Here is a 25,861-nt window from a genome sequence, read left to right as displayed (position 1 = left end):
GAACTATGCGGCAGAACGTTACATAATAGGGGATCAATCTGTTTATTTCAATAGGCTCGCATGGAAGGCGATGGAGTGGCGATTGCTGATTATACTTGAAAAGGCGAACGATAGCGCGTGTTTTTCAGTTAATTGTAAGGGGAATTTGGAACGATAGAAGCTTGCTCATGTCATATTTTACTTTGAAAGCGGTGTATTTAGTGTATTTCAGGCATTCACCCACGACAACATGTTAAGTTTAATTACATATACTATTGATAAATCGGGTTTGGTGCTTTATTATGTTATAAAACATGACTCAAACTTGAAAGAGGGCAATTCAATGACAACTATACTTATTCGCAACGCAACGATAATGACGATGAATGAACGTGGCGATATTTTTACGGGTGATTTGCTCATTCGCGGCAAGCGTATTGCTCAGATTGGCGGGGAGATCGCGGCGGATGGAGTAGATCGGATCATTGAGGCTGATGGCAAAGTTGTGTTGCCGGGCTTCGTACAAACACATATACATCTATGCCAGACGTTATTTCGCGGGCGTGCAGATGATTTGGCTTTAATTGAATGGCTGCGTGAGCGGATTTGGCCGCTAGAGGCAGCTCACAGCCCCGATTCGGTTTATTATTCCGCGATGCTGGGCATAGGCGAGCTGATCCGCAGCGGGACGACGACGATTTTGGATATGGAGACGGTGCATCATACCGAGTCGGCTTTCCAGGCGATATTAGAGAGCGGCATTCGCGCCATTTCTGGCAAGGTGATGATGGACCATGGCACGGAAGTGCCGCTGGCGCTTCAGGAAAATACAGAGCAATCGCTGCAGCAAAGCGTCGACTTGCTTGAGAAATGGAATGGCGCTGGCGACGGCCGCATCCAATATGCTTTTTGCCCAAGGTTCGTTGTGTCTTGTACAGAGGAGCTGCTCATTGGGGTACGCGATTTATCCGAGCAATATAAGGTCAAGGTGCATACCCATGCTTCCGAAAATACGGGAGAAATCGCGATTGTAGAAGCGGAACGCGGCAAGCGCAACGTCGTTTATTTGGATCATATCGGGCTGGCAAGGCCGAATTTGATTTTGGCCCACAGTATTTGGCTCGATGAGGAAGAGAAGCGGATTATTAAGGAGCGAGGCGTTAAAGTTACCCATTGCCCCGGCTCCAACATGAAGCTGGCATCGGGCATTGCGGAAATTCCCGAGCTGCTGCGCGAAGGCATCGATATTGGCATCGGGGCAGATGGCGCAGCATGCAACAACAATTTGGATATGTATCAGGAAATGCGGCTGACCGCTTTTATTCAGAAGGTGAAGCATGGCCCAACGGTCATGGATGCGCGCACGGTGCTGCGGATGGCTACGATGGGCGGGGCAAAGGTGCTTGGCATGGAAGAGGATATTGGCAGCTTAGAGGAAGGCAAGCTAGCGGATTTGCAAATGCTTGATTTGGAAGACTTTCATGTGTATCCGTCCTATGATGCAGACTGGTTCTCGCGTGTTGTTTATGCAGCAACCCGCGGCGACGTGGATACCGTCATTATTGACGGACAAATCGTCATGGAGAAACGCATAATGAAGACGATTGACAAGCCGCTTGTGCTGCGGGAAGCAGACCGTTCGCTTAAGGGACTGCTGGCAAGGCTGTAGCATTTAGGCTGTAGGCCAGAACTTCATTTCATCATAACGTTTTAAAAAAGAGGCGGTGGCTGCTTGTGGATATGCACGAAGTGCTGGATTCAATTGTGAAGCTTGAGCAGCCGGCCGCGCTTGCAACGATTATACGAGTAGAGGGCCATGCTTACCGCAAGGAAGGGGCAGCCATGCTGCTGAGGCTGGATAGAACGAAGACGGGCAGTATCAGCCCAGGCTGCCTGGAGGCAGATCTACAGGAGCGGGTTAGCCGCGTGTGCTCTGCCGAAGCTTTTGAAATCATTATCTATAATATGCAGCCGGAAGAGGACATCATGTGGGGCGATACGATCGGATGTGGCGGCATTATCCATGTGCTGCTGGAGCCTGTAACGACAGCACTCAGAGATCAGCTGCTTCAAGCAAGAGAGAGGCTTCGGGCAGGAGAAGCGGTTGTTGTGAATAGAAGCTGGCCGAAGGCTGGCAATGGCAATTGCACGGGCATCGTTTATAGATTAGGGCCTGCCTCAGCGGCAAGCGAATCTCGCAATAGCTGGCAAGCTGGAGCTGATCTTATAGAAGAGGCGGGGACATTTTCGACGAAGCTGGAGCCGCGACCACGGGCGATTGTGTTTGGGGCAGGACCAGATGCGAAGGCGCTTTGCACGATGCTTCCAGGCTGCGGATTTCATGTGGTTGTGGCGGATTGGCGTACACAGATAAGCCCGGAAAGTGAGGATAATAGCTGGTTTAGCGTGGCGAGAGTAACTGGAAAGCCTGAGGAGCTTGCCTCCAAGCTGCAATTTAATAGAAATGACTTTTTCATCGTATGCAGCCATCAGCTCCACTACGATTATCAACTGATTCAGCTGGCATTGGAAGCACAGCCGATATACATCGGCGTTATGGGCTCGCGTAAGCGGATCAAGCAGTTATTTGGCGAAGGGACGCTCCCTGAAAATGTTTATGCACCGATCGGACTTTCGATACAGGCAGAGGGACCATACGAAATTGCCTTAAGCATCGTTTCCGAGCTTATACAGGTACGGGCAGCGTATCGTGCGAAAAGTAGGGAGGCGATTCGCGATGAAGGTGTCAGGCATTTATTTGGCGGCTGGCCTCAGCACCCGGATGAAGCAGCCGAAGCTGAGGCTCCCTTTATCGCCGGGAGCAATGCTTGGCAGCCAGGCGCTTCATGCTCTATTAAATAGTGCCATTAAAAGCTGGATCGTCGTTCACCGAAGCAACGACGAACTGGAATGGCTGGACACTCCTGAACTGGAGCGGGCTTGCCGCGCAGCACAGCTGCACAAGCAAGAATGCCCGCTTTCGGCGCGGGGAATGTCCCGCTCGCTGCGCAGTGGTCTTGAAGCGCTGCTTACTCTATATCCACATACGGATGCCGTCCTGATTGCGTTAGCTGACCAGCCTTTTGTGACGGCAAGGATGGCAGTGCGCTTGGTTGAGGCGCTGGAGCACAATTCCACGCTTGATTATGCGGCATACAGCGATGGATCGGCAACGATGCCTCCGGCGCTGCTGCGAGCAACGATGTTTTCCGCTCTGGAGGAGCTTGAGGGTGACCAAGGCGCAAGACGGCTGTTTGCCTCCACAGGCAAGTATAAAGGGGCAGTACTAGATTTAAACGGGGAACAAGATTTTGCGCTTCATGATATAGATGATGAGGACAGCTTGCAGGCTGCTATTGGTTTTTGGAACAGGAGGGAGAGCGATGGCCATGGATAAACAAACGAAGCCGGAGTCTCCCGTCGTATGGCAGCCAAGTAATGCTGCGGAAGCTTGCACGCTTAAACAGCAGCTTGGCGCGGAAGGCGTTTTCGTTGCTGGCGGTACGCTGCTTCGTACGTGGTGGGAAGCGGGAACTGCCCGTATGCCTGGTCATTTGATCGATATTAGCGGTATTTCCAGCATGCAAAAGCCGATTACGCTTGCTTCCAGCAGTCATGATCGGCAAATTTGTCAGATCGGAGCGGCGGCGCTGCTGTCAGAGGTCAGAAATGACTCTCATATACGCACTCATTATTCACTGCTGGCAACTGCGATGAAAAATATCGCTGCCCCATCGATTCGGAACCTGGCTACGCTAGGCGGCAATGTGCTGTCCCGCGTAGGCGACGCACTTCCAGCGTTAATCGTATATGAGGCCATGCTCCTCTGGCACGATGGGCAAGGAGCGTTTGAGCAGCCGCTTGCAGAATGGCTGTTGGAAGCGCAGGCCAATCACGCATGGAAAAATCGTTTGCTGCTCGCCATTATTTTGCCGCCAGTCGATCTATCGGAACAGGAGGGGCAATACAGGCTGGATGTTTATCACAAGGTTGGCCGCCGCGAAGTATTCACGCCATCGATAGCAACTGTTGCGATAAGCGCCGTTGTAAGTGCCGAGCGGCATATCGTTGATTTGCGCCTTGCGGTTGGGGGCGGGCAGACGATGCCAAAGCGGCTTGAGCATACAGAGCGATTGCTGAAGGGCGGCAAGCTTGACCATTCGCTGCTCCAGACTTGTTATACGTCGGTCTTGGAACATTTTCATCCGGTAGGCGATGTGTTCGCTTCGGCAAGCTATCGCCAGAAAACCGCTGCCAATCTGATTGTGTCAGAGCTGTGGAAAGCCATGCAGTTCAAATGATAATTAAATAAGCAAGCAAGCTTATCGTTCATAGGGGAGTGGTGATAGCGATGCTGTTGAACCGCGAGACAAGTGGAAAGCGGTGGCGAATCAGGCCGGATGGGCTGGGGAAAGTAACAGGCCGCCTTGCGTATTTGACGGATATGTCGGCAGCGGGCATGCTCTATGGCCGGGTTCTGCGAAGTCCCCACCCTCATGCCCTTATCCTCAGCATTTGTACCGAGAAGGCGTTGCAGTTGGAAGGTGTCCATGCCGTGCTGACGCATCTCGATGTGCCCGGTTTGAATCGCTATGGCATTGCCCATCAGGATCAGCCTGTCTTTTGTGAAAATAAAGTTCGTTATGTCGGTGACGCGGTGGCAGCTGTAGCTGCAGAGACGGCTGAACTAGCCGAGTATGCTCTTTCTCTTATTGAGGTCGATTATGAGCTGCTGCCGATTGTTGACGATGCCGAGCAGGCGCTTTTGCAGGATGCGCCGCTGCTTCATCCGCAGGGCAATGTGCTTCACCGCAGTCAGTTTAATAGAGGGCAGCTAGGCAGCGGGTTCGCCGCCTGTGCCCATATTGTAGAGGAAACTTATTTCACGCCGAGACAGATGCACACCTATATGGAAACCGAAGGCGGCTTGTTCGTGCCCGAGGAGGATGGGCGGTTGACGGTATATTCGCCTACTCAGCATGGATTTATGGATCGTCTGCAATTGTCGCGGATTGCCGCGATGAAGCAGGAGCGAATCCGCATCGTCTCAAGCCCGATTGGCGGCTCCTTCGGCGGCAAGGACGAATTGAATGTGCAGCCTTATGGCGCGCTGCTGGCGCTAAAAACAAACCGCCCCGTCAAGCTACATCATTCTAGATGGGAATCAGTCCGCGCCGGTCTGAAACGTCATCCGATGAAAATTTCGATGAAAACCGGTACAGACGCCAGTGGCCGCCTGCTTGCCCATCAAGTACGGATCATCGCCGACACTGGCGCATACGCCACGCTGGGAGCAGAGGTGCTTAACTTTGCCGTTGAGCATGTACTTGGACCATACCGCTACGATCATGTGGAAGTAGACGGTTATTCCGTCTATACGAACAACGGAATGTCCGGTGAATTCCGCGGCTTTGGCGGAAATCAGGCGATTTTCGCACTGGAAGGGCAGCTTGACCGGCTGGCGGAAAAGCTTGGCATGAACCCTTGGGAGCTGCGGCGGATCAATATGCGTATGCCGGATGATCCAGGCCCGTTCGGCCAGCCGATCGTCGTAACCGAAGGCGCCATGCAGGTGTGGAATGCAGCTGAAGCGAGCGGCTTGTGGCAGGAAAGAGGGATGCCGGATAGGGCTGAGGAGCGTGAGCCGTGGATAAAGGTGGGCATTGGTTCAGCCTTTACCATGCACGGCGGCGGGCTTGGTGTAGGTATTCCTGATCCGGCAGGCGGCAGGCTCTCGCTGGCGGCCGATGGCCGAATTGAAGCCATATTCGGCTACGAGGAATTTGGGCAAGGCTTGCTTGCTACGCTGGAGCTGATGCTGATTGAACAGTTCGGCTTGGCTGAATCCGATATCCGAATGATTATCGGGGATACCGATCTTGTGCCCGACAGCGGCTCTACAACAGCTTCAAGAGCAACCAGCATGATGTGGAAGACGCTGCAAAATCTGAAAGCGCCGTTTACATCGCAAATGCTGGAGCGGGCGGCGAAGCTGCTGGGAAAAACAGCCGATGTGCTCGTTATGGGAGCAGGAGGCATTTATGAGGCAGAAGGCGTTTCCATGCTGCTGACGTATAAGGAACTGGCGGAGGCGGAAGGGGAGCCGATCAGCTGTTCGACTGCCTTTCAGTTCCCTACATCAGATACCCCGCGAACAGGAGCCCATTTTTTATATACGTATGCGGCCGTTGTTGTAAAGGTTGAGATCAATCAACTGACAGGACGAGTGAAGGTGCTTGACCAATACCATGCGGTAGCAGCAGGGCCTGTCATGAATCCCCAGGGCTTTCTTGGGCAGATCGAAGGCAGCAGCAGCATGGCGCTTGGTTTTGCGGTAACGGAAGATGCGGTCATGCAGCAGGGGCAATATATGACGAAAAATTTAGATACGTATCTGGTGCCAACGATTGCAGAGCATTGCGGTACGGTCACCGTTGAGCCGATTGAGCATTTGCCGCAAGGAGATAGCTATGGTCCGCGCGGCATTGGCGAAGTAGGCTCGGTTACGCTGGCTCCGGCTATTGCAGCTGCCATTCATCAGGCGGTGGGTATCCGCGTGACGAAGCTGCCAATTGAGCCAGAGCTGCTTCAAATGGCTTTCGCTTTTGCAGGAGAGGCGGTGAGCGAAAGATGAGCAAGCATGAAATGCTGGGAGTGACACGGGGCACTGGGCAGTCGGAGCTGGCCTGTACCATTAATGGCGAAGAAATGAAGCTTGAAGTTGCAGGCTCCAAACGGCTGCTGAATATGCTGCGCGACGACTTGGCCCTTACAGGGACGAAGCGGTCTTGTGAAATTGGCCGCTGCGGCGCCTGCATGGTGCTGGTGGATGGCAAGCCAATTAACGCTTGCTTAACGATGGCCTACCAATGCGCGGGCAAACAGATTACGACAATTGAAGGTATAGGGGCGGCTGATGGTGGAATTGACCCTGTGCAGCGCGCTTTTCTAGAAGAGGGAGGCTTTCAGTGCGGTTATTGCACGCCTGGCATGATTATTTCGGTCAAGGCGCTGCTGGATCGAAATGCTGATCCGAGTGAGGATGAAATTGAAGAAGCACTATCCGGCAATATTTGCCGCTGCACCGGCTACGGAGGCATTAAACGGGCTGTAGAGCGGGCGATAGAGTGGAGGAGGAACGCGCCATGAAATTGGACTTATTAAATACGATGAGCCGTGAGGCATTTACGGAAGCGCTTGGCGCTATTTTTGAACATTCGCCTTGGGTGGCGGAGCTGGCATGGGAGAATAAACCCTTCCGCTCAGTTGAGCAGCTGCATGAGAGCATGGTGAACACAGCTTATACAGCGGGAGAAGAACGGGTGCTGGTGCTTATTCGCGAACATCCCGATCTGGCAACTCGAATCAGCATTGGCGAATATTCCACAAAAGAGCAGCAGGGCGCGGGACTAAGCCAATTGACGCCTGAGGAATTTGAGCAGTTTGCAGCGATGAACCGCCAGTATACGGAGAAGTTTGGTTTTCCATTTATTTTAGCGGTTCGTGGCAAAAGCAAAGCCGATATCAAGGAAGCGATGGCAGCGCGAATCGGCAACAGCCTTCAGGAGGAGCTGGAGGAGGCAAAATGGCAAATCGCCCGCATCACCTTCTTGCGCCTGAACGATTTAATAGAAGAGTGAGACTAAAAAAATCATACCAAAATTGATATAGAGCAAAGGGAGAGGGTATACATGTTGAAACTTGGCAGCGGACGTACACTTTATTATGGCAAAGGGGATGTATTGACTTATCGGACCTATGCAGCGCCACTGGCGGTGAAGTCCATCCCAGAATCGGCTTTTACCGGCGATACGAACGTTATTTTTGCCCATAACATTACATTTGCCGTAAGCGGCGAGACATTGCTCACCTCCTTCACTAAAGGTGACAATACGCAGGTTGTGGCGACAGATTCGATGAAAAATTTTATTTTGCGGCAAACAGCCGACTTTGAGGGGAGCACGACAGAAGGGCTGCTTGCGTTCATCAGCAAGCAATTCCTTAGCCGCTATCCGCATATTGAAGCTATCGAGCTGAGTGCGGACCGCATCCCGTTCCATACGCTTGAAGTGGCAGATGGCAGCGATGGGCTGGTGGATAGCCCTCTTGTGTACCGCCGTTCCCATAATGATCATGCGAGCGCTTCGATGAAGCTTGTCCGCGACGGCGAAGAGGGCGCTCCGGTTATCGTCGAGCATGAGTGCGCTATTACTGATTTGCAGTTGATTAAAGTAAGCGGCAGCTCCTTCTATGGATTTGTCCGTGATGAATATACGACGCTGCCGGAAAGCTATGATCGGCCGCTCTTTATTTTTCTAAATATTTATTGGAGCTATGCAGACGTTGAACATGCGGTAGATACGGGCTTCGGACAATACGTTGCGGCTGAGCATATCCGGGATATTACCCATAATGTGTTCCACGAATATAAAACGCCATCGATTCAATATTTAATTTATCAAGTCGGCTTGCGTATTTTGACCCGTTTCCCGCAATTGGCGGAGGTGCGGTTTGAATCGAATAACCGGACATGGGAAACGGTGGTTGACCATACGGAAGAGGATGCAGCCGCTGTCTACACCGAGCCGCGTCCGCCATTCGGCTTCCAAGGCTTCACGCTTACCCGCGAGGATTTGGAAAACGAGGAAGCTTCGTCATGAGCGGCAAAATAACGACGCATGTGCTCGACATTTCTACGGGGAAGGCTGCGGCGGGGATGGGGCTAGAGCTGTGGCAGTTGAGCGAGGAGACTGGGGAACGGCGGCTGCTTCAGGCCGCTTCCACCAATGCGGATGGACGGCTCGATGCGCCCATGCTTGCTGGCGAGAATATGCAGCCAGGCGTCTATGAGCTTGTGTTTAATGCCGGAAGCTTTTTGTCACGCGATAATGACGCTGCGCGGGAGTCGTCTATTGAATTTATTTTTCAGCAAATACCGATTCGATTTCGCGTTAAGGATGCACAGGCGCATTATCATATTCCGCTGCTTGTTGCGCCAGGGGGCTATAGCACTTATCGCGGTACTTAGAAGAGCAGAGTAAACACGCAGGCTTATGTTATGGGGAAAAAGGGGTGGATACGCATGGCTTCCTACTATGATTGTATCGTGATGAATGGTTTTGTTGTGCTGCCTGACCAAGTGAAAAAGCTGGATATTGGCATTCGCGATGGCCGCATTGCCGCCTTGGAGCCGTCTCTCGCAGGTGCCGAGGCTGGCTCTCGAATCGATGCGGAGGGGCAGTATGTGCTGCCCGGCATGGTCGATATTCACGTACATTTCAATGAGCCGAATTTGGGGCATTGGGAAGGGTTTGCGAGCGGCTCTGCCGCACTAGCTGCCGGAGGTGCAACCTGCTACGCTGATATGCCGCTCAATGGCAATCCGCCGACTGTTACGACCGAGGCGCTTGCGTTGAAAGCAGGCCAGGCAGAAGGCCATTCAGCTGTTGATTATACGTTCTGGGGCGGACTCGTCCCAGGGAAGCTGGATGAGCTTGCCCCTATGTTCGAAGCGGGCGTCGTCGGCTTTAAAGCATTTATGTCCAATCCCGGTGGCGAAGGGGAGGGGCGATTTCGCGAGGTTGATGACTGGACGCTGTATGAGGGGATGAAAAAAATCGCCGCGCTTGGCGGATTTGTCGCCCTTCATGCCGAGAGTGACGCCATTACGTCCCAACTGGCTGATGCGGCTCTAGCAGTCGGCCGCCATGATGCAGAGGCATTCGCAGCCTCGCGTCCGATTATTGCCGAGCTGGAGGCGGTGAATAAGGCGCTGTTGTTTGCGGAGCAGACGGGCTGCCAAGTTCATTTTGTCCATATAAGCAGCTTTGACGCGGTGGAGCTGATTGATCGGGCGAAGCGGCGCGGTTTGCCGGTGACGGTGGAAACCTGTCCGCATTATTTGCTGCTGACGCAGAAGGATATGACGGCGCTTGGAGCAGTTGCCAAATGCGCGCCTCCTCTGCGCAGCGAGGTGCAGCGGGAGGGATTGTGGCGAATGATTGGCGAAGGCAAGATGGATGTCATCGCTTCCGATCATTCGCCATGTCCGACTTCGATGAAAGAGGATGCTTCTAAAACGTTTTTCGAGGCATGGGGAGGCATATCCGGGGCACAGAGCAGTATGGAGCTGGTGCTAGGTGAAGGATGGATCAAGCGTGGGCTGCCGCTGCCATTGTTATCCGCTTTGCTGTCTGCAGGACCTGCGCAGCGCCTCGGGCTGTATCCGCGCAAGGGAGCTATCGCAATCGGCTCTGACGCTGACCTGGCTATTATAGACGCTAATGCGGCCTATGAGCTGCGGGAGGAACATTTGTTTTATCGGCACAAGCATAGCCCTTATGTGGGGAAAGAAATGGCCTGCCGAGTCGTGGCGACACTCGTTCGAGGAACCGTTGTATATACAGTTGACGGCGGCCTTGCACAGCCAGCTTCGGGCAAGTTGCTGCTACCGTTTGAGGCGGGCTCGGAAAAGGGTATGATGAAGGGGTGTGTTTGATATGACAATGGCAAGCAAATCGCAGCTCGCCTCCTTCGTTTCTAAGCTGCTGGAGGAATTATCCCAGTTCGGCGCTGATCCGCGCGGTGGTGTGACTAGGCTGCTTTATACGGCAGAGTGGCTGGAGGCGCAGCAATATTTAGCCGAGCAGATGCAAGAGCTGGGCATGGACGTTTATTTTGACCGAGTAGGCAATTTATTCGGCAGGATGCAAGGCAGTTCGGGAGAAGGTCCGGTTATTATGACGGGCTCCCATATCGATACGGTGCAATCGGGCGGCATTTATGACGGGGCTTATGGTGTCGCTGCCGGAATTGCCGCTTTGGCGCATTTGAAGGAAACGTATGGGCAGCCTGTAAAAACGCTTGAGGTAGTCTCGCTCTGCGAAGAGGAAGGCAGCCGTTTTCCGCTTACGTATTGGGGCTCGGGCAATATGGCCGGGCTATATGATTTAGAGCAAGGTGCGGAGCGCTATGATGCAGCCGGAACTAGCCTGCAAGAGGCGATGCTTCATTGCGGTTTCGGCAAAGCGGAGCAGCATGCTGTCCGCCGATCAGATATTGCAGCGTTTGTGGAGCTGCATATTGAGCAAGGGCCTGTTCTGGAACGGCAGCAGCTCAGCGTTGGCATTGTCGAGGCCATCGTCGGGCAGCATCGTTATACGGTAACGGTGGGCGGAACAGCCAATCATGCCGGGACGACGCCGATGCCGCTGCGCCGCGATGCACTGGCTGGAGCGGCTGCAATGATTGTGCAGCTGGAGACGGAAGCTATTTTAACGGGCTCGCCGCTCGTTGCTACGGTTGGGAAACTGACGGCAACGCCTAATACGCCGAATGTTATTGCCGGTTCCGTTAGCTTTACGGTCGATGTACGCCATATTGATGAGCCGACCATTCGTGAATTTTGCCAAACGGTATTTCAGCAGTTTCAAGAAATCGCCGGCGAGCGGGAGCTGCATGTGACGATTGAGCAATGGATGGAGGCCGCGCCTGCCCCGATGGACGGACAATTGCGTGTCCGGCTGGAACGTATTGCGAAGCAATTGTCATTGCCTTATACGGTCATGCCGAGCGGGGCGGGACATGACGCCCAACTGCTGTCAGGCATATGTCCTACAGCGATGTTATTCGTCTCGAGCCGCGGCGGCATCAGCCATTCCCCAGAGGAATATACGTCGCCGGACCAATTGGCAGCAGGGGCGGAGATGTTGTCCGCTTTGTTATATGAACTTGCTTACGAGGAGAAATGATGATGAAGAGCTACCGAGAACTGTCGCCTTCCCCCCGCACGATTATGACACCTGGCCCCGTTGAGGTTGACCCGCGCGTGCTTCGTGCGTTATCTTATCCTATACTGGGTCAGTTTGACCCCGAGTTTACGGCACTTATGAATGATACGATGGAGATGCTGCGCAGCTTGTTCCAAACGGACAATCGCTGGGCTTATCCAATAGATGGAACGTCGCGTTCAGGCATTGAAGCGGTACTTAACAGCTTAATTGAGCCGGGTGACAAAGTGCTGGTTCCGATTTATGGCCGTTTCGGCAATCTGCTTTATGAAATTGCCGAGCGCTGCGGTGCGCAGGTTGTGGCGCTGGAGAAGGAATGGGGCGAAGTTTTTGAGCCGGATGAAGTCATCGCCGCTATTTCGCATGAGCGTCCGGCGCTTGTGCTAATGGTTCACGGGGAAACGTCCACAGGCCGGATTCAGCCTTTGGATGCGATTGGCAAAGCGTGCAGGGAGCAAGATATTCTGTTTGTCGTTGATGCGGTTGCGACCATCGGCGGCGTTCCCGTTGAGACGGACGCCTGGTGTATCGATGCGGTCATTGGCGGCACGCAAAAATGTTTATCCGTTCCTTCGGGCATGGCCCCTATTACGTACAACGACAGGGCAGAGCGGAAAATTGCCGCCCGCAAAAAGGTCGAACGGGGCTTGCTCGTTCCCGGCGATGCCGCAAGCAGCAACCGGCGTCCAGCAATCCAGAGCAACTATTTGGATTTGAGCCAGCTTCAGGATTATTGGGGGCCAGCAAGGCTCAATCATCATACGGAGATGACCTCGATGCTGTATGGCTTGCGCGAAGGTCTGCGTATTTTGCTCGCTGAAGGACTTGAGGAGCGATTCGCGAGACATCGCAGACATGAAGCGGCGCTAATGGCAGGACTTGCAGCGATGGGATTAACCTTGTATGGCAATCCGGCTTGCAAGCTTCCGGTTGTCACCTGCGTGACGATTCCTGAAGGCGTGGATGGAGAAGCTGTTCGCAGCATGCTGCTAAACAGCTTTGGCATCGAAATCGCCAGTTCGTTCGGTGTGCTAAAAGGGAAAATTTGGCGCATCGGCACGATGGGCTACAGCTGCAGTCAGAAAAATGTGCTGCATGTGCTTGGTGCGCTTGAAGCCGTACTGATTCGGAATGGCGCAATTGTGCCAGCTGGAGAAGGCTTGCAGGCGGCACTGGCTGTGTATGAGAACTAAGGACGATTAACTAATGCTATTTTATACCGCCGCCCGGGTTTTTCCTGGAAATATAGGAAAGTATACGATTTCGCCATACTTTCTCTATATTTCTCGGACTGAAACGCGCCACGCCGCCAGAGGACGGCTTTCGGCCGTTTAACCTGGTTCGGCGGTTTGCTATAGCTTTTGCTTTTATTTTAAATTTAAAGGAGTGCTTACGATGAAAGATATAGTGGTGCGGGAGCAATTGAAAAAGCTTCCCAAAATCGATTTGCACTTGCATTTGGATGGCAGCGTCTTGCCAAATACGCTTCGCGAGCTGGCGAAGGAGCAAGGCAAGGAGCTGCCCGTTGAGGAAGGCAGCGACCTTACCCCGTGGATGCTTGCAGATGAGAGCTGCACTAGCCTAAAAGAATATTTGAGCAAATTTGCGTTTGTGGAGCCCTATTTGCAAACGCCAGAGGCGCTGGATCGCGTAGCTTATGAAGTGGTTGAGCAATCGGCGGCACAAGGCTGCCGTTATATCGAGGTGCGATTTGCGCCGCTGCTGCATATTAAAGGAGGTTTGTCGCTGGAGGAGGCGATGCGCCATACCATTCGTGGCTTGCGGCGTGGAGAACGGGATTTCGGCGTGAAAGCGCGCGGTATCGCCATCTGCCTGCGCCATGATGCCTATGAGCGCAATGAACAGGTCATACTGGCCGCTGCCAAGCTGCATGGCGATGGAATCGCAGCGGTAGATTTGGCTGGTGATGAAGCTTCCTTCCCGCCAGAGCTGCATCGTTCCTTATTTAACCTCGCTGCTAGCAAGGGGCTGCCGATTACGATTCATGCTGGAGAAGCAGGCGGTGCGGAAAATGTGCAGGAGGCGATTGAAAGCCTGGGCGCCACACGTATCGGCCATGGCGTGCGCATTACGGAAAATCCTGCTATTATGGAAATGGTACGCCGTACAGGCACGCCTTTGGAGCTATGCCCGCTGAGCAACATCCAGACGAAGGCCGTTAGCGGCTGGGAGGCTTATCCGATTAAAGCCTTTCTGGCAGCAGGCATTCGGGCGACCATTAACACGGATAACCTGACGGTTTCAGGTACGACGATTGGTTTGGAATATGAGCTGTTGATGGAAAAATGCGGCGTAACGCTGGAGGAAATCGGCAGGCTGATTTTGAACAGCGCCTATGCGGCCTTTTTGGAGCAGGAAGAAAAACGGCAGCTGATTGCCGATATTGAACAGGGGCTCGCAGCTGCGGGAGTGAAGCCTGCCGTATAAGGAGAGTCCCTGATTCGGAAACAATGGAGGAAGTGACGTATGCGAACCATTTTAGCCGTAATTGGGGATTATTATCATCCTGCGGAGGCGATTGCCGAAGGCTTGCAGCAAAGCTTGGCGCCATTAATGGCGTCAGGGGACATCGAGCTCAGCTATACGACAGTCAAATATTTGGCCGAGGAACTGGCGGCGAAGCCGGATGCCGTCATTTTGTACAAAGATAATAATATCAATCCCGCTGATGAACAAGTGCAGCAATGGCTTGGCGACGAGACGGAGCAGGCGATTTTGCGGTATGTAAGGGCGGGCGGAGGCTGGTTCGCCTGGCATTCCGGGCTTGCTTCGTATCCGGCAGAAGGTGGCTATGTACAGATGACGCGGGGTTATTTTCAGCATCATCCGGAGCAGAAGCTCGTGCGTTCCATAACGGTCGAGCCTGCTGGGCGTTCAGGCGAGGAGCATGTCAATATAGCGGCAGACCAAGCATTCGAAACGGTAGATGAGCATTATTTTGTCGATTGTGATGAAGCGTCAACAACGGTATTTATGCGGACGTATTCCGAGGATGGGCAGTCGATTGGCGGATGGTCCCATGCTTATGGGGAAGGCCGCGTATGTTGTTTGACGCCTGCGCATAATCGCGAAAGCCTGCTGCATCCGGTGCTGGGCGAGCTGGTAAATGCCTGTGTGCAGTGGTGCGCCCGCATGGCGTAGCATTGGTATTTTTTATAAACGATCATTTAAGATTTAAGGCCTTATAACGCTTGAAACGCGCGGTTCCTGCAAATAATAGAGGAACTGCGCTTTTGTCTGCTATAATAAGATCATAAGCATTACGATTAGAGGGTGGTGTAGCCGAATGGACAAAGTAATAGATGAGCAATGTGACGACACATGTATGGGAACGAAGCAGGAGGGTGCAGATCTGCTGACCGCAAAGGTCGAGGAGCAGACGGCCATTGATCTGGCTGAAATGTTCAAGGCGCTAGGCGACCCGACGCGGGTTAAAATGATTTATGCGCTGCTGTCGCAAGAGCTGTGCGTGCATGATTTATGCGTCGTGCTGGATATGGCGCAGTCGGCTATTTCGCATCAATTGCGTTACTTGCGCAATGTGCGAATTGTTAAGCGCCGCAAGGTCGGGAAAACCGTCTATTATTCATTGGACGATGATCATGTAAAGGAAATTTTCATCCAGACGCTTCAGCATTTGCATCACAGCTAGGTGTTGCGTCCATATTAAGGAGAGGATCTAGAAGTGACAGTAGTGTCGCCAGTGATTATACAGGCTCGCGAGGAGCATATTGCGGATGCTGTCGCTTTTGCAGCTCAAGTGCGTGAAGAGGTTATGCCGATGTTTGCGGTAAATGGATTGTCGCCGGATCTCGTGAATTTCTCCGAGCATTATTTGCACCAGGAGGGAGCTGGTTTTTTCCTGGCACTTTCGGAGCGTGGAGAAATATGGGGGTGCATCGGTGTGCAGCCCTATGATAACCGAATTGAGACAGCTAAGTATGAAGCGAACCGGCCAGCCGCAGAAATAGTGAAATGTTATGTAGCTGCAAGCAGCCGCAGAAGCGGTGTAGGCTCGCTGCTTACAGCAGAGGCCAAACGTTTTATTGCAGAGCAGGGCTATAGCGTAGCGTATTTGCATACGCATCGTTTTCTTAAGGGAGCCGTCGATTTTTGGCAGCGGCAGGGCTTTGCTATTACGGCTGAAGATCAGGATGAATGGCAAACGGTACATATGGATGCGAGCGTTACATAAGCGTACTTATCGTATTATACGAACTTTAAATTGCAATTTGTAACCAGACCGATTCAGGCGCGCAGCGCTTGGGTCGTTTTTTTTGGCATAGATTGGGTCAACCCTTGACATACCCCCACGGGGTATTATATGATGAAAACAACAAGAGATACCCCCATAGGGTATGAAAAGGTGGTAACTACAATGGAGAACAGGCAGACTACACTGGAAATTTCGGGTATGACATGTGCGGCATGCGCGAATCGTATAGAGAAAGGCTTAAATAAGCTGGAAGGCGTATCGCAAGCGACGGTCAACTTTACGATGGAGACGAGCCATGTCGAATATCGTGCGGATACGATCGATTTGGCTGCGGTCATCAAGCGGATAGAGCAGCTTGGCTTTACAGCAGAGGAGAAGGTAGAGCAGAAGCAAGGTGGGGATCGCCGGCGTGACGAGATCCGCAAGCAGCAGCTGAAGTTCATCTTATCGGCGATACTGTCGCTGCCGCTTCTGTGGGCAATGGCGGCACATTTTTCATTTACGTCGTTTATATGGGTGCCGGATTTATTGCTCAATCCGTGGTTTCAATTAGCGCTGGCAACTCCTGTGCAATTCATAATCGGCTGGCCCTTTTATAAGGGGGCATTTAATGCGCTGCGGAGTGGGGGCGCGAATATGGATGTCTTGGTAGCGCTTGGAACATCGGCCGCCTATTTTTACAGCCTGTATTTGACGTTGAAGCCCGAAGAGCATGTAGGGATGGCTAATATGCCCGTTATGCAGGAGCTGTATTATGAGACAAGCGCCTTGCTCATTACGTTGATTTTACTTGGAAAATGGTTCGAAGCGCTCGCTAAAGGGCGTTCATCGGAAGCGATTCGCTCGCTCATGGGACTGCAAGCGAAAACAGCGCTCGTCGTGCGCGACGGCTCCGAAGTGAGCATCCCGGTCGAACAGGTGATCATTGGCGATCAGCTTATTGTGAAGCCGGGCGGCAAAATTCCGGTCGACGGTATTGTACTGGACGGCAGCTCGGCGATCGACGAATCGATGCTGACTGGAGAAAGCCTGCCTGTTGACAAGCAGTCAGGTGATCAAGTATTTGGAGCGACGATTAATAAAAATGGCGTCTTGCGCATTCAGGCAACGAAGGTTGGCAAAAATACAACGCTTGCGCAAATTATTCACATTGTCGAGCAGGCGCAGGGCTCCAAAGCGCCGATTCAGCGAATAGCAGACCGTATTTCCGGCATATTCGTTCCCATCGTTGTAGGAATTGCCCTACTCGCTTTTGCTTTGTGGTACTTCTGGCTCGAGCCAGGCATGTTTGCTGAAGGGCTGGAGAAAGCTATCGCAGTGCTCGTTATCGCTTGCCCATGTGCGCTAGGACTTGCGACACCGACCTCTATTATGGCGGGATCGGGCCGGGCGGCAGAAGTCGGCGTTTTGTTCAAGGGCGGAGAGCATTTAGAATCAACCCATCGCGTTACAGCGGTGCTGCTCGATAAAACAGGAACGGTGACGGAAGGTAAACCTTCACTGACCGATGTTATTGTCGAAGGGAATATACCGAAGCAGGAACTGCTGGCCCTCGTTGGCGGAGCCGAGAAACGCTCGGAGCATCCGCTCGCCGAAGCTATTGTAGCCGCAATTGAAGCGCGGAACATTGCACTTCCCGAAGCGACTGAATTTTCAGCTATTCCGGGCTTTGGCATTCGGGCAACTGTAGCGGGCCGCGATGTTGTTGTCGGAACCCGTGCTTTAATGGAGCGTTACGATGTTGCACACAACAGCGAAGCGCCAATGGCTAAGCTGGAGGAAGTTGGGAAGACGGTTATGCTGACGGCTGTTGATGGCCAATATACAGGCATGATTGCGGTTGCCGATACGATTAAACCTTCATCCAAGCAAGCGATTGACCGGCTCAAGGAGCTTGGCATTAAGGTCATGATGATTACAGGAGATAATCCGCGTACAGCGGCGGCTATTGCGAGCGAAGCGGGTATCGAGCATGTCATTGCTGGCGTGCTGCCGGAAGGAAAAGCCGAGGAGGTTAAGAAGCTTCAGGCGGCTGGCATGAAAGTAGCAATGGCTGGTGATGGCATTAATGATGCTCCGGCGCTGGCGGCAGCAGACATCGGCATGGCGATGGGGACAGGAACGGATGTTGCCATGGAGACGGCAGATGTCACACTTATGCGCGGCGATCTTAACAGCATTGTCGATGCCATAACGATGAGCAAAAAAACGATGCGCAACATTAAGCAAAACCTGTTCTGGGCGCTGGCCTACAACGTCATCGGCATTCCGATAGCGGCAGCGGGCCTGCTTGCTCCTTGGCTGGCGGGGGCGGCGATGGCGCTTAGCTCCGTATCGGTCGTACTCAATGCGCTGCGCTTGCAGCGGATGAAAATCAAAGGCTGATGCTAATGGCAGGGTTGCCCGTCCGCCTATGAATCGGGTATTCTAAAAGGGTACTTCATTTCGTTTCTGGGAGAGGACAGCATCCAATGAATAAAAATGCAAAAATTGGCGGCGGCGGCCTTCATCATATTGCGCTGCGCGCATTTGACTTTGAAGCAACCGTGAAATTTTATACAGAAGGACTCGGCTTTACACCAAGACATAGCTGGGGTGAAGGAGATGGCCGCGTTATTATGCTCGATAGCGGCGATGGCAACTATCTCGAAGTATTCGCTGGCGGCAAAGCGCCGGTGGCGGACGAAGGCTCCTATTTCCATTTAGCTTACCGCTCCGAAAATATAGAGCTGGCGGTTCAGTCAGCAGTAGCTGCTGGCGCAGTAGTAACGGTAGAGACGAAGGAAGTTGTACTCGGCGACAATCCGCCAACTCCAGTGAAAATCGCATTCGTTAAAGGCTTGAACGGCGAAATCATTGAGTTTTTCCAAAGCACAGGTGAAAATCAGCTGTAAGCAATCGGCAGGCTATAAGCAAGAATCATCATCTTATGTCAAAAATGCTGCGACGGCCGAAGGCGATGCCTTCGGTTGTTCCGGCTTATGGCCTCCCATTATGAAGGCGGGCCGCTATTTTTAAAATATAGGAAAGGATATGATGTCGCCATCCTTTCTCTACATTTCTCGGACTGAAACGCGCTGCGCCGCTAATGGACGTAGTCAGCCGTTTCACCTTGTTAGCGGTTTTAGTAGTAAGGAGGGGTTGCATGGTCGTTGTTATTGGCATTGCAGCGCTTGCGCTGCTGTTTTATTTATTTTTGATATTGCCTACGCAGTGGTTTAAAGTGGAGCGTTGCCATTATCAAGCGGGATTAGGGCTCAAGGTGCTGCAAATTAGTGATCTGCATGTTGAAAATATTCGCATCAGCCCAAGGCGAATCCAGAAGCTGATTGCAAGGGAGCAGCCGGCATACATATTTCTCACCGGAGACTTTACCCAGAAGCTGCGTTATTTACCGAAGGTCAGGCAGTATGTGAAGGCGATTTGCGCGGGCGGCATTCCGGTTTATGCGGTGTATGGCAATCACGACCATCGAATAAAGCCTTCCGGAGTGCGCGAGCTGAAGAAGCTTCTGGAGCGGGAAGGCGTTACCGTTCTCATTAATGAGAGCATCGATTTAGGCGCATTTCAACTGGTTGGCATTGACGATTGGAGCAGCAAAAAGAGCAAGCCGGGACGAGCTTTTCTCCACGTTGACCCGTCAAAGCCTATTATTGTGCTCGCACACGATCCGAATACGGTGCTGCATATTAAGCATTCCTATGATTATCTCATGGCGGGCCATTTTCATGGCATGCAGTTTAATGTTCCGTTCCTGTTCCGGTTTATTAACAAGGGCAAGCTTGCTGCTTCCGGCATTTATAAAGGCCAGCATAAATGGAGCAACGGCACCTTCTATATTTCCAAAGGCATTAGCCAGACCGAGCCCAATGCGAGATTCCTCATTCGCAGTGAAGTGACGGTGCATCAGTTGTAGGCGGCTATAACAAAGGGGGAGCTTACCGATGATTTATGTAGTGAGACATGGGCAAACCGATTTTAACAAGGAACAAAGAATGCAAGGAAGGTCGGGACTGCCATTAAATGTGCAGGGGATAAAACAAGCGGAGCAGCTAAGAGAGAGACTGCGGGATGTCACCTTCCATTTTGTATTTTCCTCACCACAGGAAAGGGCTGTACAAACAGCTGAAATAGCAACCGGCGCTACTGCCATTATTGATGCAAGGCTCGATGCTTTCGATTTAGGGGAAGCGGATAAATTAAAAGCAAGCGAAGTGAAAATGAAAGGTTTTACTCCTGATTCAAGCGTCTATAAAGGAGTGGAAGAAACCGATCATTTTGCTGAACGAATTTTTAGTTTTATGGGGGAGCTTGAAGCGAAGAATGAAGGCAAAGAGGTTAATATTTTAATATCCGGACATGCTTGTACAACAGGCTGTATCGGTGCTTACTTCAATGGCATACCGGATGATGGAAATATTACGAGGTACTCATCAGCTAATGGGGACTACAAGACATTTGAATTCAAAACATTGATGGCCGATTAGCAAAATAAAAGATACCGTAAGCAGCTTATCCTTATGAGGAAAATGAGCTGCTTTTTTCTATTGCAAAAAACGCATCGTCTACTCGCTAAAAGAAGCTGAGTATACGATGCGTCTCGCTTGGCTGAGAATGGTCATGACTTTCAGGACTTATATTCCTCAGCAGTCAAGGCGAAGAGGAGGTGATCCTCCCAAACCCCATTAATTTGTAAATAGCGAAGGGCTAGGCCCTCGCGGCGAAAGCCGGCATGCTCCAGAACACGAATGGAAGGGGTGTTTCTCGGCATTACCCCGGCTTGCAAGCGATGCAGACCGAGCTGCTCGAAAGCATAAGCGGTGACCAAGCGAACAGCCTCCGATACATAACCGTTGCCTTGATGAGCGCGATCGAGAAAATAACCGACATTCGCATTTTGCAGTGGTCCCCTTATTACATTAGACAACTCAATTCGTCCAATTAATTGCTGCTCCAGCATAATGCCGAAAGGATAAGAAGCAGCTTCAGCCTGTTTCTGTATGCCAAGACTAATATGCTCCTGCTGGCCTTCCAAGGTGAGGAAGTTATCGGGGCGAACGGGATCTACAGGCTGGAGAAAGGCTTGGTTGCTTAATCTAAGTACAAGCATGGACTCAGCATCAGCAAGCTCGAGGGGCTTCAAATAAATACTCTGCTTTATTGTCATCTATCGGTACTCCTTTCTAAAATAGCCGCACCTGAAATCGAAGGTGCGGCCAACGGGGATAGAGGCGGGCAATTAAAAAATGCTAAGCTTAAAAGGCTTCTTGTATAGCGGATAAAGCCATTTGACCCCGCTCGGCGTCAACGTATCTGCGAATAAATGGGATAAGTATCCGATAATGGCAACTCGCATAATGCCTTCAAGATGAAGCTGCTGCTCCAGTCCCCAGGCGATTGCGCCCCATGCCGCGGTAGCCCATACCGTGTGGGTCATGCCGCGATGCTTGAGCCAAGGCGCCACAGCCACGAATGCACCTAGCCCGATAAGCCAGTTCATGCCGAACCAGAAGCCCCCGTACACAAAGGCTCCGCCGATAGCGCTGACAAGTGCATTGCGGATGACGCCGCGTTTCGCAACGAGCCCCAGCAGCACGACGCCAACGGAAGCAACAAGCAGCTTCCAGCCAACGGTATGATTGACCACATACAAATAGCTGACAATCGCAATCATAATAACGCCGCCCCAAATGAGCAAATCATGAATGAGCTTGGACACTTTGCCGAGCTTGCTGCTCAAAATACTGGGGCCATCCAGATCCGCGCTTAAGGCGGAGATCGCGGCAACGGCTACATAAGCAGCCGCATTCGCAGGGGTAAAGGAATAATAAGCTGCTGCACCGGCTCCAATAGCCATGCCAATCGTAAGATGTGTCGTGCCTTTCATTGTTCCTCCTAATGCCTGGCTATTATCCAGTTGTGTATTCAAACGTATGTTCGCTATGTTATTATACTAGAAACAGCCGAAGGGAACAAGAGTACGCATCTGTGTGACGTCATAATTTTTGAGAAAAGTTTCAGAAAATATGAGAATAATCTTTCATAATTGCTGAAAAATGAATATTTATACAACTGTATACGTAAAATAAGGCTCATCCTTATGAAATGATCCGTCAGATGATAAAAAGGGAGAATATAGGTTAGCTTGACTGGACTAGCGTACAGAATCAATCCTCTTGCCATTGCCAAGTAAATGGGTTTGAATTAAAAATAACTGTGATATTTTACAGGAGAATCCAACATGAGCTACTCCCATCTCAGCATAATTGAACGTGGGCAACTAGAGACGCTGCATCGACTGGGGTGGTTGACGAGAGTCATTGCGAATTACGCGGGGTCCTTCAATTAATGGAGGAAGGCAAGAACTGCAAAGACGTGGTGAGACAGCTTTTGGCAGTACGCAACGCTGCGGATAAAGCCATTGCGCAGATCGTGGCGGAAAACCGAGAGCGATGTATTCTGGAAGAACAGGCATCAGGAAGAGATACTAGTAAAGTCGTGAAGGAAGCAATCGAGCTACTTGTAAGGAGTCGTTCATATAGTCGGAACAATACGGAGCCTCGAAAACGGGGCTCTTATTGTTGTTAGTTAACTTGGGCCAATTAGTGAGAATGAATCAGGGGGAATTATATTACATCCTCACCCGGGGTAACAGTTTAATACATTCATTAGGATCTGCGCGCTGCGCGGTTTTTTCATTTTAACGATGCAAGATCTTGTCCTGTAATTAGGACAAGATCTTGCATCGTTATCCGATTGAGGACAACAACTTGCATAGTTTACTGTGGTCCTCGATTGACGACAATGTCCTCTTGACAAGCGTCAGACGTAAAGCTAAACGTGCTTTATGTGATTCTTATCCAAGGAAATTAATGTTATGGTTGGATTGAAGCAATGATTAAATCAGCAATTTGTTTCGGATGAGTAATTGGAGCCAGATGACCTGCGCTAATTTCAAAACTGCGCCAACCTTGTTTGGCTGCCTCAGAAGCCGTTTGATGAAACATGGGGAATTCCATGCAACAAATATAAGAACGGGACATTTGTGCTTGTTTTTCCAAGGAGTAGTTGAGTTTCTCCATATGTGTCGATAGCGGCATTCTGGTTAAAAAGGGAGTAATGGCTGCAGAGATTTTGGTATCGTTTAATCCAAATGTCTCTACAGGCGGCGGTTCAACTAAGGAGGGGTTCGATGACAAGAAATGCTGCATGAGGGAATATACTTCTGGATAATGGTCCACGACAGACTCGCCTGATTCGGTAATAAAACCGTCTACAATTACGATATCGCAACTGACTCGACCGAACAAACGATCTGCGGCTCCCGCAGCAACCATTGCTCCATAGCTGTGACCGACCAGCACAACGTTCGTCATGTTCTCGAACAATATAAGATTTACAATATCCTCGATATGCACGGATAAATTAATGTCCCCAGTCAGCAGATGTTTGCGTTCGCCAAGCCCAGTTAAAGTCGGAGCCAGAACACGATACCCTTTGGCAGCCAATTGATTGGCGACTTCTCTCCAACTCCATCCCCCTAACCAAGAACCATGAATGAGGACAACTGATGGATTCTCTGAAATCTCTGCATCGTAAAACATAGTACGCTCACCCTCCTATTATTGTTCACTATTAGTGTATATGTTCACTATTTGTGAATGTTTTAAACATCATTATAACGATGTTTATCAATTTTGCAACTATTTTCAGAACAGATGTCAACTTAATTTACAAAGAAAGGAGAGGGGGTGAAAAACATACCGCGCGTGGCCTAGATAAACATCCTTGTCCCTTCCTTGCGAAAAAATATCAAATCTATTACTATTTAGATAACATCAACAAATGTATGGGCTAGAACACTACTTTAAGGCAGGGTGAATGCATGAAAGAGATGGAAGCTCCAACTCGATTAATTTCCTCCTCTCAGGGAATCCAATCTCTAGAGATCGCTTTTTCCATACTGAAATGTTTCAAAGAGGCGAAAGCTCCCTTGTCCGTATCGGAACTGTCCAAAAGAATGGATATGCCGAAGAATAAAATTCATAAATACCTGGTTAGTTTTACAAGAGTCGGCGCTCTTATTCAGAATAAAAAAGACTCGTCTTACGCCATGGGGCCATCCCTAATCGAGTTAGGCTTGGTCGCGCTCCAACAATTCGATGTTGCTAAAATCGCCAAACCTCATATCCGCGAATTCAGCAAACAAATCAATCACTCCGTAGCGCTTGCCATCTGGAGCGAGGAAGGGCCGATAATTGCTGAATACGAACGAAGCGACAAACCGATACAGGTCGAAATTCAAGCCGGCTATCGCTTTCCACTGTTGATGACGGCCCTTGGTAAGTGTTTTGCCGCTTTTCTTCCGTTCTCCCAGGTTCAACCATTAATACAACGGGAGATCGACAACTATCAACTTGACGAGCAGATGGTGAAGCAGGAATTGCAGACGATTCGAGAGGAACGAGTTTCCTTTCGAAATACGCTGTTTGGCGGAATACCCGGGAGCATGTCAGTAGCAAGTCCGATTTTTGACTATACGGGAAACATGGTTGCCGCACTTTGTCTCATCGGATTTACTGGCGAAATCGACACTAGTCCATCCTCAATAGATGTACTCAAGCTCAAGGAGAAAGCTAATCAAATAACCAATCAACTGACATAGGGAAAAAAGACACTGCGCTCATCGACATCGACCGCAGTGTCTTTTTTTTTATGTAACTTTTCCTTGCATAAGAAACAAAGTTAAATTATAATGGGCTAAAATCACTAATGGTGTACACTGTACACTAATAGTGAACTAATTAAAAACTAAAGAATAGGAGTTGTTCAAAAGTGAATCAAACTTTCAAAGCAGCTGCCGTTCAAGCTGCAGCCGTCTATTTGGATCTGGATGCAACAATCGACAAAACGTGCAGGCTCGTGGATGAGGCTGCAGCTAACGGTGCTAAGGTTATTGCTTTTCCGGAAGCATTCGTACCGGGATACCCTTGGTGGATATGGCTTGGCAATGCCGACTATGGAATGAAGCACTACATTAGGCTGTTCGAGAACTCCGTTGAAATCCCAAGCAAATCCATTCGGAAGTTATCTGAAGCCGCCAAACGCAACAAGGTTTATTTCTGCGTATCGGTCACCGAGAAAGATCGCGGTTCCTTATATCTGACGCAGTTATGGTTTAATCCTAAAGGCGACTTAATCGGCAAACACCGTAAATTAAAAGCAACGAATGCGGAGAAGATGATCTGGGGCGACGGCGATGGAAGCATGATGTCCGTGTTCGAGACGGAGTATGGCAATCTCGGCGGGTTGCAATGTTGGGAGCACCTCATCCCACTAAATCTCTCGGCAATGGCATCCATGAATGAACAATTGCATGTTGCCTCCTGGCCAACAGGATTGCCATATGATGGTCATTTGTTCAGCATCGAGGTGTGCGAAATTGCAACGAAGTACTACGCGATATCTAATCAAACCTTCTGTCTGTTGGCTTCCCAGATTTGGACAGAAGAAATGAGAGATATGCTCGGAGAAACCGAGTACCAAAGAAATTATATGAAGATTGGATACGGCTTCGCGAAGATCATCGCGCCGAACGGTCATGTGATCAGCAATACGCTAGAGCATGATGAGGAAGGTATCGTGTATGCGGACATCGACCTCAAACAAATCATTCCCGGTAAATTCCTGATCGATCATGCGGGACATTATTCCACTCCCGGCTTCTTAAGCTTAACTTTCGATAAATCCGTTCATGAGCCCGTAAAGGTGATCGGCGAATCGAAGCCAAATGTTATCGGTTACGAAGCTATTCAAAATAGCTAACAACAATTGTCGGAGAGGACTAATTAAAACC

At 50.8% G+C, this 25,861-nt stretch carries 26 protein-coding genes and 1 pseudogene; 24 read left to right on the top strand and 3 right to left on the bottom strand.

Annotation, left to right across the window (positions count from 1 at the left end):
• Window positions 1-322 precede the first annotated feature (322 nt).
• The 20 genes from ASF12_RS18905 to ASF12_RS18810 all read left to right on the top strand — a co-directional run bounded on the left by ASF12_RS18905 (window position 323) and on the right by ASF12_RS18810 (window position 20,492).
• Window positions 323-1,648 (top strand): 5'-deoxyadenosine deaminase, encoded by a 1,326-nt coding sequence (locus ASF12_RS18905; RefSeq protein ID WP_056037947.1) that lies wholly within the window; start codon window positions 323-325, stop codon window positions 1,646-1,648.
• 71 nt (window positions 1,649-1,719) lie between these two features.
• The gene (locus tag ASF12_RS18900) at window positions 1,720-2,841 is read left to right on the top strand and encodes an XdhC family protein (protein WP_235533228.1); all 1,122 of its coding nucleotides are present in this window, start codon (window positions 1,720-1,722) and stop codon (window positions 2,839-2,841) included.
• Complete coding sequence (locus ASF12_RS35775; protein WP_235533227.1) at window positions 2,723-3,376, top strand: nucleotidyltransferase family protein; 654 nt, start codon at window positions 2,723-2,725, stop codon at window positions 3,374-3,376. Before ASF12_RS18900 ends, ASF12_RS35775 begins: the two co-directional genes overlap by 119 nt.
• The gene (locus ASF12_RS18890; protein WP_056037940.1) at window positions 3,363-4,280 is read left to right on the top strand and encodes an FAD binding domain-containing protein; all 918 of its coding nucleotides are present in this window, start codon (window positions 3,363-3,365) and stop codon (window positions 4,278-4,280) included. The genes ASF12_RS35775 and ASF12_RS18890 overlap by 14 nt, the downstream gene beginning before the upstream one ends.
• 50 nt (window positions 4,281-4,330) lie before the next feature.
• Window positions 4,331-6,613 (top strand): xanthine dehydrogenase subunit D, encoded by a 2,283-nt coding sequence (pucD, locus tag ASF12_RS18885; protein ID WP_056037937.1) that lies wholly within the window; start codon window positions 4,331-4,333, stop codon window positions 6,611-6,613.
• Complete coding sequence (locus ASF12_RS18880; RefSeq protein WP_081418917.1) at window positions 6,610-7,128, top strand: (2Fe-2S)-binding protein; 519 nt, start codon at window positions 6,610-6,612, stop codon at window positions 7,126-7,128. Before pucD ends, ASF12_RS18880 begins: the two co-directional genes overlap by 4 nt.
• The gene (uraD, locus tag ASF12_RS18875; protein ID WP_056037935.1) at window positions 7,125-7,619 is read left to right on the top strand and encodes a 2-oxo-4-hydroxy-4-carboxy-5-ureidoimidazoline decarboxylase; all 495 of its coding nucleotides are present in this window, start codon (window positions 7,125-7,127) and stop codon (window positions 7,617-7,619) included. Before ASF12_RS18880 ends, uraD begins: the two co-directional genes overlap by 4 nt.
• Window positions 7,620-7,670: 51 nt before the next feature.
• On the top strand, window positions 7,671-8,639 hold the full coding sequence (gene pucL, locus ASF12_RS18870; protein WP_056037932.1) for a factor-independent urate hydroxylase: 969 nt from the start codon (window positions 7,671-7,673) through the stop codon (window positions 8,637-8,639).
• A complete protein-coding gene (gene uraH, locus ASF12_RS18865; protein WP_056037929.1) occupies window positions 8,636-9,007 on the top strand; it encodes a hydroxyisourate hydrolase in 372 nt (123 codons plus the stop codon). The genes pucL and uraH overlap by 4 nt, the downstream gene beginning before the upstream one ends.
• Window positions 9,008-9,061: 54 nt before the next feature.
• On the top strand, window positions 9,062-10,477 hold the full coding sequence (locus ASF12_RS18860; RefSeq protein ID WP_056037927.1) for an allantoinase: 1,416 nt from the start codon (window positions 9,062-9,064) through the stop codon (window positions 10,475-10,477).
• Window position 10,478: 1 nt separating this feature from the next.
• The gene (allC, locus tag ASF12_RS18855) at window positions 10,479-11,729 is read left to right on the top strand and encodes an allantoate deiminase (RefSeq protein ID WP_056037924.1); all 1,251 of its coding nucleotides are present in this window, start codon (window positions 10,479-10,481) and stop codon (window positions 11,727-11,729) included.
• A gap of 2 nt (window positions 11,730-11,731) precedes the next feature.
• Complete coding sequence (locus ASF12_RS18850) at window positions 11,732-12,961, top strand: pyridoxal-phosphate-dependent aminotransferase family protein (protein ID WP_056037921.1); 1,230 nt, start codon at window positions 11,732-11,734, stop codon at window positions 12,959-12,961.
• A 202-nt stretch (window positions 12,962-13,163) separates the two neighbouring features.
• Window positions 13,164-14,216, top strand: coding sequence for an adenosine deaminase (gene add, locus ASF12_RS18845; protein WP_056037918.1), 1,053 nt, complete (start codon window positions 13,164-13,166; stop codon window positions 14,214-14,216).
• Between the two features lie 39 nt (window positions 14,217-14,255).
• The gene (locus tag ASF12_RS18840) at window positions 14,256-14,930 is read left to right on the top strand and encodes a ThuA domain-containing protein (RefSeq protein ID WP_056037914.1); all 675 of its coding nucleotides are present in this window, start codon (window positions 14,256-14,258) and stop codon (window positions 14,928-14,930) included.
• Between the two features lie 145 nt (window positions 14,931-15,075).
• On the top strand, window positions 15,076-15,441 hold the full coding sequence (locus ASF12_RS18835; RefSeq protein ID WP_056037911.1) for an ArsR/SmtB family transcription factor: 366 nt from the start codon (window positions 15,076-15,078) through the stop codon (window positions 15,439-15,441).
• 33 nt (window positions 15,442-15,474) lie between these two features.
• Window positions 15,475-15,984, top strand: a complete 510-nt coding sequence (locus ASF12_RS18830) for a GNAT family N-acetyltransferase (protein WP_056037910.1) — start codon at window positions 15,475-15,477, stop codon at window positions 15,982-15,984.
• Between the two features lie 183 nt (window positions 15,985-16,167).
• Complete coding sequence (locus tag ASF12_RS18825; RefSeq protein ID WP_200931648.1) at window positions 16,168-18,390, top strand: heavy metal translocating P-type ATPase; 2,223 nt, start codon at window positions 16,168-16,170, stop codon at window positions 18,388-18,390.
• A gap of 86 nt (window positions 18,391-18,476) precedes the next feature.
• Window positions 18,477-18,899, top strand: coding sequence for a VOC family protein (locus tag ASF12_RS18820; RefSeq protein ID WP_056037905.1), 423 nt, complete (start codon window positions 18,477-18,479; stop codon window positions 18,897-18,899).
• 251 nt (window positions 18,900-19,150) lie between these two features.
• Window positions 19,151-19,921, top strand: a complete 771-nt coding sequence (locus tag ASF12_RS18815; RefSeq protein ID WP_056037902.1) for a metallophosphoesterase — start codon at window positions 19,151-19,153, stop codon at window positions 19,919-19,921.
• A 28-nt stretch (window positions 19,922-19,949) separates the two neighbouring features.
• On the top strand, window positions 19,950-20,492 hold the full coding sequence (locus tag ASF12_RS18810; RefSeq protein ID WP_056037899.1) for a histidine phosphatase family protein: 543 nt from the start codon (window positions 19,950-19,952) through the stop codon (window positions 20,490-20,492).
• 140 nt (window positions 20,493-20,632) lie between these two features.
• Here the strand turns inward: ASF12_RS18810 and ASF12_RS18805 are convergent, their stop codons facing one another.
• Window positions 20,633-21,172 (bottom strand): GNAT family N-acetyltransferase, encoded by a 540-nt coding sequence (locus ASF12_RS18805; RefSeq protein WP_056037895.1) that lies wholly within the window; start codon window positions 21,170-21,172, stop codon window positions 20,633-20,635.
• Between the two features lie 72 nt (window positions 21,173-21,244).
• Complete coding sequence (locus ASF12_RS18800; protein ID WP_056037893.1) at window positions 21,245-21,892, bottom strand: metal-dependent hydrolase; 648 nt, start codon at window positions 21,890-21,892, stop codon at window positions 21,245-21,247.
• 354 nt (window positions 21,893-22,246) lie between these two features.
• On the opposite strand from ASF12_RS18800, the pseudogene ASF12_RS36595 reads away from it, so the two are divergent.
• Together ASF12_RS36595 and ASF12_RS33830 are read left to right on the top strand one after the other, a co-directional pair.
• Window positions 22,247-22,342: pseudogene (locus ASF12_RS36595) on the top strand (IS30 family transposase); the annotation flags it as partial.
• The gene (locus ASF12_RS33830) at window positions 22,309-22,593 is read left to right on the top strand and encodes a metal-sensing transcriptional repressor (protein ID WP_235533215.1); all 285 of its coding nucleotides are present in this window, start codon (window positions 22,309-22,311) and stop codon (window positions 22,591-22,593) included. The pseudogene ASF12_RS36595 and the gene ASF12_RS33830, both read left to right, overlap by 34 nt.
• Window positions 22,594-22,880: 287 nt before the next feature.
• On the opposite strand, the gene ASF12_RS18795 is transcribed toward ASF12_RS33830, so the two are convergent.
• On the bottom strand, window positions 22,881-23,609 hold the full coding sequence (locus tag ASF12_RS18795) for an alpha/beta fold hydrolase (protein WP_056037891.1): 729 nt from the start codon (window positions 23,607-23,609) through the stop codon (window positions 22,881-22,883).
• Window positions 23,610-23,890: 281 nt separating this feature from the next.
• On the opposite strand from ASF12_RS18795, the gene ASF12_RS18790 reads away from it, so the two are divergent.
• Both ASF12_RS18790 and ASF12_RS18785 read left to right on the top strand, forming a co-directional pair.
• The gene (locus ASF12_RS18790) at window positions 23,891-24,670 is read left to right on the top strand and encodes an IclR family transcriptional regulator (RefSeq protein WP_056037887.1); all 780 of its coding nucleotides are present in this window, start codon (window positions 23,891-23,893) and stop codon (window positions 24,668-24,670) included.
• Between the two features lie 170 nt (window positions 24,671-24,840).
• A complete protein-coding gene (locus tag ASF12_RS18785; RefSeq protein ID WP_056037884.1) occupies window positions 24,841-25,830 on the top strand; it encodes a carbon-nitrogen hydrolase family protein in 990 nt (329 codons plus the stop codon).
• Window positions 25,831-25,861: the final 31 nt, after the last annotated feature.

Origin of the sequence: Paenibacillus sp. Leaf72 (assembly GCF_001422685.1) — a bacterium.
Taxonomy (GTDB): domain Bacteria; phylum Bacillota; class Bacilli; order Paenibacillales; family Paenibacillaceae; genus Pristimantibacillus.
The sequence above is the reverse complement of the archived record's forward strand: the minus strand, read 5'-3'. Positions and strand labels throughout refer to the sequence as shown.

Excerpts from the sequence above, each read along its gene's own strand:
- ASF12_RS18905 (WP_056037947.1), top strand. The coding sequence starts at position 323 with ATGACAACTATACTTATTCGCAACGCAACGATAATGACGATGAATGAA.
- ASF12_RS18900 (WP_235533228.1), top strand. The coding sequence starts at position 1,720 with ATGCACGAAGTGCTGGATTCAATTGTGAAGCTTGAGCAGCCGGCCGCG.
- ASF12_RS18890 (WP_056037940.1), top strand. The coding sequence starts at position 3,363 with ATGGCCATGGATAAACAAACGAAGCCGGAGTCTCCCGTCGTATGGCAG.
- pucD (WP_056037937.1), top strand. The coding sequence starts at position 4,331 with ATGCTGTTGAACCGCGAGACAAGTGGAAAGCGGTGGCGAATCAGGCCG.
- ASF12_RS18880 (WP_081418917.1), top strand. The coding sequence starts at position 6,610 with ATGAGCAAGCATGAAATGCTGGGAGTGACACGGGGCACTGGGCAGTCG.
- uraD (WP_056037935.1), top strand. The coding sequence starts at position 7,125 with ATGAAATTGGACTTATTAAATACGATGAGCCGTGAGGCATTTACGGAA.
- pucL (WP_056037932.1), top strand. The coding sequence starts at position 7,671 with ATGTTGAAACTTGGCAGCGGACGTACACTTTATTATGGCAAAGGGGAT.
- uraH (WP_056037929.1), top strand. The coding sequence starts at position 8,636 with ATGAGCGGCAAAATAACGACGCATGTGCTCGACATTTCTACGGGGAAG.
- ASF12_RS18860 (WP_056037927.1), top strand. The coding sequence starts at position 9,062 with ATGGCTTCCTACTATGATTGTATCGTGATGAATGGTTTTGTTGTGCTG.
- allC (WP_056037924.1), top strand. The coding sequence starts at position 10,479 with ATGACAATGGCAAGCAAATCGCAGCTCGCCTCCTTCGTTTCTAAGCTG.
- ASF12_RS18850 (WP_056037921.1), top strand. The coding sequence starts at position 11,732 with ATGAAGAGCTACCGAGAACTGTCGCCTTCCCCCCGCACGATTATGACA.
- add (WP_056037918.1), top strand. The coding sequence starts at position 13,164 with ATGAAAGATATAGTGGTGCGGGAGCAATTGAAAAAGCTTCCCAAAATC.
- ASF12_RS18840 (WP_056037914.1), top strand. The coding sequence starts at position 14,256 with ATGCGAACCATTTTAGCCGTAATTGGGGATTATTATCATCCTGCGGAG.
- ASF12_RS18835 (WP_056037911.1), top strand. The coding sequence starts at position 15,076 with ATGGACAAAGTAATAGATGAGCAATGTGACGACACATGTATGGGAACG.
- ASF12_RS18825 (WP_200931648.1), top strand. The coding sequence starts at position 16,168 with ATGGAGAACAGGCAGACTACACTGGAAATTTCGGGTATGACATGTGCG.
- ASF12_RS18820 (WP_056037905.1), top strand. The coding sequence starts at position 18,477 with ATGAATAAAAATGCAAAAATTGGCGGCGGCGGCCTTCATCATATTGCG.
- ASF12_RS18815 (WP_056037902.1), top strand. The coding sequence starts at position 19,151 with ATGGTCGTTGTTATTGGCATTGCAGCGCTTGCGCTGCTGTTTTATTTA.
- ASF12_RS18810 (WP_056037899.1), top strand. The coding sequence starts at position 19,950 with ATGATTTATGTAGTGAGACATGGGCAAACCGATTTTAACAAGGAACAA.
- ASF12_RS18805 (WP_056037895.1), bottom strand. The coding sequence starts at position 21,172 with ATGACAATAAAGCAGAGTATTTATTTGAAGCCCCTCGAGCTTGCTGAT.
- ASF12_RS18800 (WP_056037893.1), bottom strand. The coding sequence starts at position 21,892 with ATGAAAGGCACGACACATCTTACGATTGGCATGGCTATTGGAGCCGGT.
- ASF12_RS18795 (WP_056037891.1), bottom strand. The coding sequence starts at position 23,609 with ATGTTTTACGATGCAGAGATTTCAGAGAATCCATCAGTTGTCCTCATT.
- ASF12_RS18790 (WP_056037887.1), top strand. The coding sequence starts at position 23,891 with ATGAAAGAGATGGAAGCTCCAACTCGATTAATTTCCTCCTCTCAGGGA.